Annotated in this window: 12 protein-coding genes; all 12 read right to left on the bottom strand. The window is 45.3% G+C overall.

Annotation, left to right across the window (positions count from 1 at the left end; genetic code table 11):
• Positions 1-3 precede the first annotated feature (3 nt).
• Complete coding sequence (locus DESDI_RS00150) at positions 4-315, bottom strand: initiation-control protein YabA (protein ID WP_015260612.1); 312 nt, start codon at positions 313-315, stop codon at positions 4-6.
• A complete protein-coding gene (locus DESDI_RS00145; RefSeq protein ID WP_015260611.1) occupies positions 312-1,163 on the bottom strand; it encodes a PSP1 domain-containing protein in 852 nt (283 codons plus the stop codon). The genes DESDI_RS00150 and DESDI_RS00145 overlap by 4 nt, the downstream gene beginning before the upstream one ends.
• On the bottom strand, positions 1,164-2,042 hold the full coding sequence (locus tag DESDI_RS00140; protein WP_015260610.1) for a DNA polymerase III subunit delta': 879 nt from the start codon (positions 2,040-2,042) through the stop codon (positions 1,164-1,166).
• Between the two features lies 1 nt (position 2,043).
• Positions 2,044-3,495 (bottom strand): aminotransferase class I/II-fold pyridoxal phosphate-dependent enzyme, encoded by a 1,452-nt coding sequence (locus DESDI_RS00135; protein ID WP_015260609.1) that lies wholly within the window; start codon positions 3,493-3,495, stop codon positions 2,044-2,046.
• Positions 3,496-3,575: 80 nt separating this feature from the next.
• The gene (locus tag DESDI_RS00130; RefSeq protein WP_041219168.1) at positions 3,576-4,820 is read right to left on the bottom strand and encodes a Ger(x)C family spore germination protein; all 1,245 of its coding nucleotides are present in this window, start codon (positions 4,818-4,820) and stop codon (positions 3,576-3,578) included.
• Entirely contained in the window at positions 4,793-5,887 is a 1,095-nt protein-coding gene (locus tag DESDI_RS00125) for a GerAB/ArcD/ProY family transporter (protein WP_015260607.1), read from the bottom strand. The genes DESDI_RS00130 and DESDI_RS00125 overlap by 28 nt, the downstream gene beginning before the upstream one ends.
• Positions 5,888-7,438, bottom strand: coding sequence for a spore germination protein (locus DESDI_RS00120; protein WP_172635919.1), 1,551 nt, complete (start codon positions 7,436-7,438; stop codon positions 5,888-5,890).
• Positions 7,439-7,623: 185 nt separating this feature from the next.
• The gene (locus DESDI_RS00115) at positions 7,624-8,100 is read right to left on the bottom strand and encodes a demethoxyubiquinone hydroxylase family protein (protein ID WP_015260605.1); all 477 of its coding nucleotides are present in this window, start codon (positions 8,098-8,100) and stop codon (positions 7,624-7,626) included.
• Between the two features lie 219 nt (positions 8,101-8,319).
• Positions 8,320-11,850 carry a pyruvate:ferredoxin (flavodoxin) oxidoreductase gene (gene nifJ / locus DESDI_RS00110; protein WP_015260604.1) on the bottom strand — a complete coding sequence of 1,177 codons (3,531 nt, stop codon included), beginning with the start codon at positions 11,848-11,850 and terminating at the stop codon, positions 8,320-8,322.
• Between the two features lie 362 nt (positions 11,851-12,212).
• Positions 12,213-12,467 carry a pro-sigmaK processing inhibitor BofA family protein gene (locus tag DESDI_RS00105; protein WP_015260603.1) on the bottom strand — a complete coding sequence of 85 codons (255 nt, stop codon included), beginning with the start codon at positions 12,465-12,467 and terminating at the stop codon, positions 12,213-12,215.
• A gap of 80 nt (positions 12,468-12,547) precedes the next feature.
• Positions 12,548-13,144 carry a recombination mediator RecR gene (gene recR, locus DESDI_RS00100; protein ID WP_015260602.1) on the bottom strand — a complete coding sequence of 199 codons (597 nt, stop codon included), beginning with the start codon at positions 13,142-13,144 and terminating at the stop codon, positions 12,548-12,550.
• Between the two features lie 10 nt (positions 13,145-13,154).
• Positions 13,155-13,490 (bottom strand): YbaB/EbfC family nucleoid-associated protein, encoded by a 336-nt coding sequence (locus tag DESDI_RS00095; RefSeq protein ID WP_015260601.1) that lies wholly within the window; start codon positions 13,488-13,490, stop codon positions 13,155-13,157.
• Positions 13,491-13,493 lie beyond the last annotated feature (3 nt).

Raw genomic sequence — 13,493 nt, 5'->3', positions numbered from 1 at the left:
TCACTAATCTTTGCGTAGGAAGCCCATGCAGAAGAGACAATCTCCCTCTTCTAAAGGCTGCCCAAAATGCAAATGGCAGACATGGAACCCTTCACTATAAAGCCGCTCCAAGTTGTCATGAGCAACACCCTGTATCCGCTCAGCATTAGCGATCACCCGCTCTGTCTCCTGCTCCGGCAGGGAACAAAGCTCTCGCTTCAACCTGGCATTTTCTTCTTCCAGGCTTGTCACATAAGGCCGCAAACGCTGCACTTCTTCAATCAAGGAGTTTAGTTTCTCCTCCACTTCTGTTAAGGCCTGGGTCAATTGACTCATACTTTCTCACTCTTTCCTTTGTACTTTTCCCCTTTCTTATAGCGTCCTTCTTGACGGCCTTTACCACCAACCGGTACAGCAGGTCCCCGTTCCGGCTTATTCTCCTCTTCTAACTTAAGAACATCATCGTCCAGTCCAATAACCTCTTCATCGCCCTTCTGGCAATGCTTCCCACAGCGTTCCCTACCCTGAGCCGCTCTTTTTAATTCATCGTAATCTCCACTCTCATATTTAAGGCAACACATGAGTCGTCCACAAATTCCCGAAATCTTGGTTGGATTCAAGGAAAGCTTTTGATCCTTAGCCATTCGAATGGATACGGGTTCAAAATCCCCTAGAAAGCTAGAGCAGCATAAGACTCTACCGCAGGAACCGATGCCCCCCAGCATTTTAGCCTCATCTCGAACACCGATCTGACGAAGTTCAATGCGCGTCCGGAAGACCGAAGCCAGATCCTTGACAAGCTCCCGAAAATCCACCCGCCCTTCAGCAGTGAAAGAAAAAATAATCTTATTCCCGTCAAAAGTATACTCCACATCCACTAGTTTCATAGGTAGCTGATGCTCTGTAATCTTCTTTAAGCAAACGTCAAAGGCTTCCTTCTCCTTGATGTCATTAGCCTGAACAATCAGTTCATCTTCAGGTGTAGCCTTGCGAATCACTGGCTTTAAAGGCATAACTACTTCTTCTTCAGACACCTGGCGGGGTGCCATAACGCTCTCCCCATACTCAACTCCCCGAGCCGTTTCCACAATCACTTTGTCATTGGCACTCAAGGCCAAATCTCCAGTGGAAAAATAATATATTTTACCTGCTCGCTTAAAGCGAACCCCCACGACCTCAACCACTCAGATTCCCTCCTCACGGAATAATTCTAGGGCTAATCCCTCCATAACCAAGCGGGGATTACCCTGCCTTTGGATCTGCTCTATCGCCTTCCCCACGGCTAAAATAGCCCGGGGATTGACTTCCTTTTGACGTCCTAACCTCATGGCTAAGATCTGAAGATAAATTTCAGTTTCTTTTTTTTCAATGGCTTTATTACCAGAAAAGAGGGGAAACAGCTGGAGAAAATCCCGCTCCTCTATGGCCTGCTGAAATCCACGGACCCATTCCCTGGCCTTTTCTACCCCTACTGCCAAAATCCCATAGGCTAATTCAGGATTTTGGCTGCCCATTTGAAATGCCTCTTTGGCCTCTTGAGCATCGATAGATTCATCAAGTGATTCTAGCCATTCCCTCTCCCCACGTACTGGGAAATAAACAGCCTGAGCCCTACTTTGGATGGTCGGTAAGAGGACTTCGGCATTTTGGGCGCTGAGAATAATCAACGTCCTTTCCGGGGGCTCCTCAATAACCTTTAACAAGGCATTAGCCGCTGGAATCGTTAACTTATCAACTTCTTCCAGGATAAATACTTTATATCTACCCTCATAATGTTTGCGGTATACTCGCTCCTGCCAAGCTAAAACCTGTTCTATTCCTAGGGAAAGCTTGGCGGGCTTCATAACCTCGACATCCGGGTGATTCCCGGAAATGATCTTCCTACAAGAGGTGCAATGCTGACAAGGCACTTCCCCCTCCTGATTGGAAGTACAGTTCAATCTCTGGGCAATCGCTAAACCCGCTTGGCGTCGCTCAGGAGCACTCCCACCATGAAAAAGAAGCAGGTGAGCCAGCCGCCCTTCCTGAGCTGCTTTTTCGACGAGCTGAAGTGCAACGTTCACGTTAAACCTCCTCAATAACCCAGACCCCTCGGCCACTATCTTCCCAGCCCTGCCACCGTCCTTGGTGTCTGGTCAGGAGCTCTAAGATATCACAATTCATCTCTTCCCCCATGACAATCAAGGGAATCCCCGGTGGGTAAGGAGAAATACTTTCACCTAGTATCTTGCCCACGCTGTCCCGCAGGGGGATTTGACGTTTCTTGGCAAAATAAGCTTGGCGTGGAGTGAGTCTCCTGGTTGGTAAGGGCATTTCCCCTATTAATAGGGTGGGGTCCTCGGCTTGTCCTTGCTTAAGTAGGCAGCCTTCCCCTAGGGTGATTTTCTTTCTAAGTTCTTCTAAACTCAATAAACCTTCTGTAAGTATCTTAATCTCTTCAGGAGTATTGCCAATCCCCAATAAAAACAAAATATTTTCTTCGTCCCACAGCTCTGGATCAATACCATAATTCTTACGTAAGTGCTCCACGCAAGCCTGAGCCGAAATTCCCAGTTCCCGAGTATTCACAAGGATCTTCGACCAATCCAGTTGTGTAATCCCGTACGTCCCAATATCCCGCGGGTTTAAAAGTCGTAAACTCCCCCCGACGCAATCATGTAATTCCTGAACCGCTTCATAAAGTCGCTCCCAACGCGTACTATCTAAAGCATATTCTACCGCCCTCTCCAAGGACGCCATCAGTAAGTAACTCGGGCTGGAGGATTGCAGTAGTTCAAGGGCTCTCTTGACTGCAGATAGGGTTATCCGCGGTCCCTTTACATGAAGCATAGCCCCTTGGGTTAAAGCACTTAAGGTTTTATGGGTACTATGTAAGACCATATCCGCCCCAAGCTCTAAGGCTCCTGGAGGGAATAGAGGGTTCAAGTAATGAGCACCATGAGCCTGATCCACGAGAATCCTTTTCCGGGGGGCCTTTTCATCTCTCTGGGCAATGATCTTACCCAAATCCGGCAATGAACCATAATAACTAGGATAGGTTAGATGAATCCCCAGAACCTCGTCCATAGCTACATCCACCGGCATTAGTCCCAAGGGCAACCTGAACTCCGGATGGATGATACCGGGAATATATTCAGGCTCTAATCCGGATAAAACTAACCCAGACATCACCGAACGATGGGACTGTCTCTCCACCAAAACCTTAGCTTGTACCAGACCAACTTCTTGCATCCCAATACTGGCTAAGGTCATGAGCATCCCCTGATTTCCCACCGTGGCTCCATTGACCAGGAAAAAACTGGAATCGCTTTGGTATACTTCTGCCGCTCGCTTTTGGGCTTCATCAATCACCCCTTGAGGAGAGTGCAGCATATCCAATCCCGGGAGCTCTGTAAGGTCCTGCTCAGGAAAATGCAAATCCTTGAAGAATTCTTCTTTCCCTTTATGCCCAGGTGTATGAAACGAAATCATCCCCTGCTTTTGGTACTGAAGCATTTTACCGCTTAGATGCAACACATTTTCTTCCTCCGTGAGGATATACACTATAGAAACTTAGGTAATACTCATCATTATATCATAATTTTTCCATAGAATCACTACTGGGGGGTTTTGCTCCCTTCTTTTGATTCGCTTTTTTGAGGGCTTACCGGAGAATTTCGAGCCAATCCTGAATGTTCGATACTCACTTCAATGCTATAAGCAACCGGGGTATCTGAGACGCAGTGGGGCCAAGTACTCTTCACCTGTTTCCAGTACTTGGGCTCTTTGATCTCTATTTTTCGGCCAATCCCGATAAAGTCCAATCCTAACTCCCTGTTTTTAGCTACTGCGGCTTCACATTCTTCTTGAATCGCTTGTTCTAAAATGGGGCCCAAACTCTCCATAAAATCTCTCCATTTTTTAGTATCCATCTCTTCGTGTTTTCCACTGATTTCATTGATCGCGACTCGGGCTTTGATTTTGAAGGTGATCCCCATTTTCCCGTCGATTTCTTCGATTTTATACTTTGTTTTTGAGTTTAAGACCCAGGCAGTTATCCCTATACCATTTTCATCCTTCTTATATAAATAACGGCTATAGATCTCATCATCCAACCACAAAAAACCGTTCGTCTCTTGGTCATTGAGGGTGGCGACCAATTTGCCGTCTTCAAACACACAGGATTTGTGAATTAATAGCTCTTCCCCTTCATCATTGGGAAGGTAAAGATCCTTGTCCCCAGATTTTACCTTTTCCACAGTGGGTATGATGGGATTTTGGCTTTCCCTACCCAAAATTGTCAGGTAGTGTCCCAGGCGGGTAGTAGGGAAGGCCGATTGCCTTTTCTGACTTTCGATGGTGCTAATCAAGTTATGGGAAGGAATCTTTTTTGTGCGCAGCTCAGTCTCTAGAAGATCCTTAGCATCGCCTTTAGCGACCAAGAGATAGATAGATCTCCGAAATTCATAAAAACGTTGAAAAAAGTCTAAGGTCTCATTAATACCTGATTTAGAGAGCTCTTCACCGAGAACGATTACTCGCGCCGTTCCAGCGAAGGGGTATTTATTAAACGTCTCAGCCACCCTCTCTACCATGATGGCAAGGCTGGGCGCTTCCATACTGATCGTTCGATTTTCGAGTTCAGCTGCTCCACCCCCACCGCTGGGCTTGGGTTGGGCCATCTGCATGGTAATTAGATAGGTTCCTTCTTCCTTTCCTAAATCGATTCCCATACCTAACACAAAGGCTAGCTCATCCACTTCACGCTTCCCTCCGCAACCCCCCATAAGCACGAGACAAGTTATGAGCAGAATTACAATCGGGAAGCGATGCATTAGGAACTTTTCTTGCGACGTTTCCATCGATCCACCCCCCATACCACAACCACCCATGTCATCATAAATGGGAGCATAAAGTAGCCATCTAGCAACTCTATTTCCACTACCACATTCATTCCTCTGACGGAGTATAACGGGATAAAAACATACATAAGTCCCACAAAGCCAATTACTTTACGGCCTTTCAATTTAAAAACACTTCGTAATCCCCAGGCTACTACGAAGAACATAGCTGCCACTTTTAGAGTCAAGACCCCCATCCAAATTAGAGTAAAGATGGCCTCGACTCCAGCTACAGTTCGTGAGATCTCTATCATATTGCCCAAAACTAAAAGCCCGTAGGTCAGGCGCGCCGTTTCGAAGGGCCCGAAAGTCATAATCTGAACAATGACCATGATTGTACTGATGGCGATGACCAACACAAACGCTTTGAGGGCATTCTTCTTTAACACCTTTAAGTCCTTGGCTTTACGAGGCAAAAAGGGTAAAAGTCCTGCGAGGAATAGTAAGTATTCCATAGGCCAAGGCGCTACTTTCCAACTAGCTAAGGCCAAAGGCTTAATACCATTGTCGAGGATAGGGAAAAGCTCACCTCTCTCAAAGCGCTGTATGCTAAAAGCAGCTATAAAAAGTAACGAAAAGAAGGTGATAGGAAAAACCACTTCTGAAAAGCGGCTTAACACTTCAATTCCACTGACATAAAGATACGCTACCACAATAAATGTTCCAAAAACCAGTACATAATGAGACATTAGGGGTAGAACGGTTCGCGAGTACATATCCAACCCTTGGCCCATTAATAAGGCGCCAAAGTAAAAGGCAATAAGAACTTGCAAAAGTCCAATCCCTTTCCCTAGCCATTTCCCTAGAACTTGTTCTGTTATCTCGATTAGATTTTTATTAGGAAACTTTGGAATCAGAGAAAAGACCATAAATACAAAGGGAATTCCCAGTGCAAATCCTGGCAGGATTGCCAACCAGCCATCTCGTCCTGCCGCACCTGAAACAATTGCACCCGAATTCATGAAGGTTGTCCCCAAAATAATTGCTGCACTTAAAACTGTAAATTGATGGGTAGATATTCGCTCCACTTATTTCTTTCCCCCTGACTTTGGGTCATGGGTATCCACTAACTCCGGAATTTTACGGGAGGCCCACCAAGGAGCCCTGACAAAGGTGTCCTGCAAAAAGGCCCGGATCCGTAGAGGCGCAATCGGGCTGAGATACGGTGTCCCAAAGGAACGTAAGCCCAGTACATGAATAAGAACGAGATAAAGCCCAACACCTAAGCCAAAAAAGCCCATAGTACCCGCTAATATCATCAAGGGGAGGCGAATTAACCGTATCCCCATCGCCAAATCATAGGAAGGAATCGTATAACTGGACACAGCGGTCAGTCCAATCACAATGACCATAATAGGGCTGATTAAGCTCGCTTTAACAGCAGCATCACCAATGATGAGGGCCCCAACGATACCGATGGTTTGACCAATCGGCTTGGGCAACCGTAACCCCGCCTCCTGAAGAATTTCCAAGGCTAGCAACATTAACAAGGCCTCCCCGAGGGCAGAAAAAGGCACAGCATCCCTACCAGCAGAAATACTCAAGGCCAAAGAGGTAGGAATTAGCTCTTGGTGAAAGGTGGTTACAGCAATATACAGACTTGGAGCCAGCACCGCGATAAATGCTCCCCAATATCGAACGGAACGAATAAGAACAACAATCATCGCTCTCTCATAATAATCTTCATTGACTTGCATAAACTTTGCCATAGTTACCGGCACAATGAGTACGGAAGGTGTCCCATCCACTATAATGGCCACGCGCCCCTCTAATAGGTCAGAAGCAACGATATCCGGCCGCTCCGTATTATAGACCTGCGGAAAAGGGGAATAAGGATGATCCTCGATGAGTTCCTCGAGAATATCCCCTGAAATCACACCGTTGATTTGAATGCGCCCTATGCGCCGCAATACTTCCGCAACCACATCAGCTCTCGCTACATTTTCTATGTAAGCAATCACCACATCTGTCTTGGAAAGGTCGCCGATTTTCATGGAGACCAGACGCAGCGAGGGATGTTTAATCCGCCGTCGCAGTAAGGAAGTATTAGTACGTAGAGTCTCGTTAAATCCCTCTTTTGGTCCTCGGATGGAGGATTCATTCTGAGGTGCAGTAACTCCTCGATTTTCCCAGCCCCGGGCACTGATCACAAGAGCTTCTTGGCTCTCTTCGATGAAAAGCACCGCATCCCCGGATAGCATGGCATCAATTGCCTCTCCCATGCGACTAACCTTCTTTACCTCATTGGCTGGGGTAAAGAGCTCCAAAAGACGATCATGGATAGTGTCCATAGTTATGGCACGAAAAGCCGGATCATTAATGGCATCCACCATAATTACCCGTAGCACATAAGAGTCCAATAAATGCTTATCCACCAAACCATCGACGACACCAAGAACGCAGGGTATCTCCTCTTTTCCACGCAAAATGAAATTACGAAAGACAATATCACTGCTTCTGGACAAATCTTCTTTGATTCGAGTAAAAGAGATAGGTTTTTCCCATTCTTTATCGATGGGAATTCCTTCAACTTTGCGAATCTCTTTCTTATAAGGGCGTTGAGTCAGCTCCTTGATCATGGTGAAAAAGCTTTTCGACAATAGAAGCACCCCCCTCCTTATTTGCTTATTGTCCGCGGAAAGCTTTCCCCTTATACATCGAACAATGCTCGGTGATGAAACGACAGCAATGAAAAGGAGGCAGAGCCATAGTTCGTGGCCTGTCTCCTTTGAAAAAACCTCATGCATTGTTCAGTGATAAATCCTTAGATGGTCTCGATCTTATCTTCCATTAAATTTCCTCTCAGCATATCGAATAGCGCTGTATGGAGATGCTCATCAATAAAATTGGATTTTAATAATGTACAGATTTCTTCTTCCGAGTCCTCTCCGCTTGACACTAAATCTTCCACAAGTTTTTTATAATCACTCATGGCCTTTCTCTCAATTTCAGCATTTAATTGCAAAGCTCTTTCCAGCCCGGTCAAGGACATTAAGCTTCCTAAGGACATACCGATAATGGGCGAAATCACTTCCCCTAAGGTGGTAGGCTCGCCTCCTAAGCTTGTAATTTGATTGGCGATATTGTCGACATGGGACTGTTCTATCGAGGCCACATGTTTAAATACTTTCCCTGCATAGAAGTCTTTAAACTGGTTAGCTTGCACCTTATAGAGCTCGACTTGGTTAATCTCCAGGCTATAAAACCAATTTAGCCGACGAAGCAAATCCTCCCGGTCCATACTATCTTCCTTCCTTGAATACCCTAATAATTTAAGATCCTTGTCTAGGTCAGGTAGCTATAGGTTAATACTTTTAAGGTAAAATTTCGTTCTGCGTTATCTTAACTCATTGAAGGCAAAAATATGTAATTTCACCGATAAAAAGGAAAAGAGCGGGACAAGCCCGCTCTTCATTGTATCTGAGAATCTAAACTATATTGAGTTAATAATGAACCGCTCTTATTCGTATTTTTGATCCGCTAAGCGCTTATAAGAGTTCAAGCGCACTTGAGCGTATTTCTCAGCACCTTGGAAGAGTTCTTCCGCAGTTTCTGGGAAGGTGGTAAGCAAGGAAGTGTAACGTACTTCGCCCATGAGGAAGTCACGGAAGGAAGCTGTGGGCTCTTTGGAGTCAAGGGAGAATGGATTCTTCCCTTGATCCTCAAGATCTGGGTTGAAACGATAGAGATGCCAGTAGCCAGATTCGACAGCTTTTTTAGCTTCAGTAACACTCTTAGCCATTCCGGACTTAAGTCCATGGTTGATACATGGCGCATAAGCAATAATCAAAGATGGTCCGTTATAAGCTTCCGCCTCTTTGATGGCTCTGATCGTTTGTGCCATGTTAGCACCGAGGGCAATTTGAGCTACATAAACGTAGCCATAACTCATAGCCATCATACCCAGGTCTTTCTTACGAATCTTCTTACCGGCAGCTGCGAACTTAGCAACAGCAGCGCGTGGGGTAGATTTGGAAGATTGACCGCCAGTGTTGGAGTAAACTTCGGTATCAAGCACTAGGATGTTGACATTGTCACCAGAAGCTAAGACATGGTCTAAACCGCCATATCCGATATCGTAAGCCCAACCGTCGCCACCAATAATCCATTGGGATTTCTTGACGAGGTGATCTTTACTAGCTTTGATTTCGCTCACCAAAGCATTATCACCGGTATAAGCGTCCAGGAGAGGTCGGATTTTAGCGGCTGCAGCCTTGGAAGCATCTGCGTCATCCATACCCACAATCCACTCTTGGAAAGCTTCTTTTAGTTCGCTACTGATTGCAGTTTCCAAGGCTTCTTTCATTAAGAGAGCAACCTTCGCACGTTGTTGACCCACCCCAAGGTACATCCCATAACCAAACTCCGCATTATCTTCGAAGAGGGAGTTAGCCCAGCTAGGTCCTTGACCCTTTTCATTCACAGTGTAAGGAACGGAAGGAGCACTTCCTCCCCAGATAGAGCTACAACCAGTGGCGTTAGCAATCATCATGCGATCACCAAAGAGTTGAGTGACTAGCTTAACATAAGCAGTTTCTCCACATCCTGGGCAAGCGCCGTTAAACTCGAGGAGGGGTTGCGCATATTGGCTACCTTTTACGGTGGTAATATCAAAAAGATTACTCTTGTTAGAAACAGTCATCGCAAATTCCCAGTTAGCGGCTTGCTGAGCAGTCTGCTCTGCAGAATCCTTCATCACGAGAGCTTTACCCTTAGCAGGGCAAACTTCGGCGCAGTTTCCGCAACCGGTGCAATCCAACGGACTGACTTGTACGCGAGCTTGAAGTCCTTCTGAACCCTTGCCGAGAGCTTTCTTGGTGACGAAGCTTGCAGGTGCCTTAGCAACTTCTTCTTCATTCAACAAGATTGGGCGAATACAAGCATGGGGGCAAACATAAGAACATTGGTTACATTGGATACATTTTTCAACATCCCATTCAGGAACAACCACTGCAATACCGCGTTTTTCATAAGCTGTTGTTCCGACGGGGACAGTACCATCTTCACGACCTTTGAAAGCACTGACTGGGAGACTGTCTCCTTCTTGTGCATTCATGATGTTCTGAATTTTTTCAACATAATCAGGAAGCTCAACCGTGGCTGCTGCTTCTGCTTGTGCATTGGTAGCAGTAGCCCAAGAAGCGGGAACGTTTACTTGAACTACAGAATCCACTCCACGATCAATTGCTGCATTGTTCATATCCACAATATTTTGACCTTTTTTACCGTAAGCTTTGACTACGGAATCTTTCAGGTAGCCGATCGCTTGTTCTTCAGGAATGACATTAGCCAGCTTGAAGAAAGCAGCTTGCATGATCATGTTAATGCGGGAACCTAAGCCGATTTCACGACCAATGCGTACAGCATCGATGATGTAGAATTTAATATCATTTTTAGCGATGAAGTTTTTCATAGCTACTGGAATTTTTGCTTCTAACTCTTCAGGTTTCCACTGGCAATTTAGAACGAAAGTACCACCTTTTTTCAGGCCCTTCGTCAAGTCATATTGACCAACATAGGATTGGTTATGACAAGCGACGTAATTCGCACCGGTAACATAGTAGGGGGATTTGATGGGCTTTTTACCAAAACGAACGTGAGAAATGGTGATACCACCTGATTTCTTAGAGTCATATTGGAAATAAGCTTGAGCATACATGTTGGTGTGATCACCGATGATCTTAATGGCTTGTTTGTTTGCACCAACAGTACCGTCAGAACCTAATCCCCAGAATTTACAAGCGATGGTACCTTCAGGAGCAGTCTCAATCACTTCGTCTTCTGGTAAGGATTTGAAGGTTACATCGTCTACGATACCGATGGTAAAGCCATTCTTAGGCTCTTTAGCAGCAAGATTCTTGTAGACGGATAGAACTTGTGAAGGGGTAGTATCCTTAGAACCTAAGCCATATCGGCCGCCAACAATGACGGGTTTCAGGTCATTGGTGTAGAATACATCTTTCACATCGAGATAGAGAGGTTCGCCATTAGCACCAGGCTCTTTAGTCCGGTCGAGGACAGCGATGTTCTTAACTGTCTTAGGAAGAACCTTAAGTAGATAGTCAGCAGAGAAAGGACGATAGAGATGAACTTTAATAACACCGACTTTTTCCCCTCTAGCTACTAAATAATCTACAGTTTCTTCGATCGTATCACAGATGGAACCCATAGCAATGATCACTCGATCTGCATCTTCTGCGCCGTAGTATTGGAATGGTTGATATTCACGGCCAGTAATCTTTGCATATTCCTTCATATAATGAGCAACAATGTCAGGAACAGCATCATAGAAACGATTCGATGCTTCACGACCTTGGAAGTACACGTCAGGGTTTTGAGCAGTACCACGGAGTACGGGACGCTCAGGGTTAAGTCCATTATTGCGGAACTCTTGAAGTGCATCGCGGTCTAAAAGCTTTGCTACATCTTCATAGTCTGTAACTTCGATTTTTTGAATTTCATGGGATGTACGGAAACCATCGAAGAAATGGACAAAAGGAATTCTTGATTTAACCGTTGCTAAATGCGCAATAAAGCCAAGGTCCAGAGCTTCTTGGACGTTATGGGAAGACAATTGTGCAAATCCAGTCGCCCGTACGGACATAACATCTTGATGATCACCGAAGATAGAAAGGGCATGAGTTGCTAAAGCACGTGCACTGACGTGGAATACGCTAGGCAGCAACTCTCCGGCAATTTTATACATATTCGGAATCATTAAGAGCAGCCCTTGTGAAGCTGTATAGGTGGTGGTAAGAGCGCCCGACTGGAGAGATCCGTGAACTGCACCAGCAGCTCCAGCCTCCGATTGCATCTCAACAACTTTTACAGGTTGGCCGAAAATGTTCTTCTTATCATGGGCAGCCCATTCATCTACGAATTCAGCCATTGTTGAAGAGGGAGTGATCGGGAAGATAGTTGCTACCTCTGTAAACGCATACGACGCGTGAGCAGCAGCTTCATTACCATCCATAGTCTTCATTTTTGCCATTTGGTACATCCTCCTAAATGAAAATTTTAATTTAATAATAAGGGTTTAAGATTTCGTTCTCTCACCCAAATTACACGAATTAAGAAAAAACCCCTGATCCTTTTGCGAAAAAAGTAATTAAGTAAATATATAAGCTCTCATCCAAACGCTTTTATATTTCGGATATCAAAAGATTCAATTTTCGCAAAAATCCCGTGAAAATACGTCGAGGGAACTATTTCGGCTAATAAAGCCGAAATGTCCCCCTGTAGTCAGTATCAGTATACTCTTCGTTTCATAACTTAGTCAAGTCGTAAAATGGAGCATGGGCGAAAGTTCTCTGGAAAAGCGCCATGAATGAGATAAAAATCAAGTGAGACCCCTTATATGCCCATGATTTGTAGACCCACTAAAGCCACAGCCCCAGGGAAGCCTAAAAATCCCACCAGAAAAATCGTAAATACATTAATAGGAACCCCGATGCCGGCAACACTCAGCATAAGGTCGAAAATCCATAAACCCACTATTCCTCCGAGAATGTGAATTGTCGTCTTTAAAAATAAGTTGGGTTTACCTAAGGTGCTTTTAACCACCAAGGCGATAAGCAAAATAAACAATGCCAAAAAAATTAAGGTCATAGGACATCCCTCCCTTACCACTACTAGTCCTATGCACAAAGTGGACAAAGAAGAACGTTTATGACCTTAATTTAATTAATTTAGATTTGACGACGGCCCTCGAGAGCGCGGGCTATGGTAATCTCATCCGCGTACTCCAGATCACCACCTACCGGTAATCCATGGGCTATCCGTGTCACTCTTATTCCCAAGGGCTTCAACAGCTTAGCTAAGTACATGGCAGTTGCTTCACCTTCCACGGTAGGGTTCACAGCCATGACTACTTCCTTGACTTCCTCCAGGCGCGTCAAGAGTTTGGAAATCGTGAGTTGCTCTGGGCCAATTCCTTCCAAGGGAGAGATCACACCATGTAACACATGGTAGCGACCTTTAAACTCTCTCGTCTTTTCTAAAGACACAACATCTCTGGGCTGTTCAACAATGCATAAGAGGGAGCGATCCCTTTTCTCCCCCTCACAGATCGGGCAAGGATCCTGATCTGTATAATTACAGCAAAGGGAGCATTGTTTAATTTCCCTTTGGGCCTTGATGATCGTTTCTGCCAAGTTCTCTGCTACTTGAGGCTGTTGCAAAAGATAGAATGCCAATCTCCCTGCGGTTTTCGGCCCAATCCCCGGCAAACGGGATAAACCGGCAATCAAATCCGCTAGGGGCTGTGGATAGCTTAAAAAATCCATAGCTCCTCGCTTAGAAGAGGCCGGGAATTTTAAAGCCCTGGGTTAATTTACCCATTTCAGAGGAGGTCATCTCTTCCACTTTTCGCAGACCCTCATTGACGGCAGCTTTAATCAAATCTTCCAGCATCTCTACATCATCAGGATCTACAGCTTCCGGTTTGATTTTCAACTCAAGCAGCTCATTTTTTCCATTAACTACGACTTGAACGGCTCCCCCGCCAACGGATGCCTCAACTGTACGTGTTTTTAGCTCTTCTTGAGCTCTTGCCATTTCTTCTTGGAGCTTCTGAGCTTGCTTTAACATATTGTTCATATTACCCATACCACCGCCGCCTTTAAATGCCATATC

The organism is Desulfitobacterium dichloroeliminans LMG P-21439 (assembly GCF_000243135.2).
Lineage (GTDB): Bacteria > Bacillota > Desulfitobacteriia > Desulfitobacteriales > Desulfitobacteriaceae > Desulfitobacterium > Desulfitobacterium dichloroeliminans.
The sequence above is the reverse complement of the archived record's forward strand: the minus strand, read 5'-3'. Positions and strand labels throughout refer to the sequence as shown.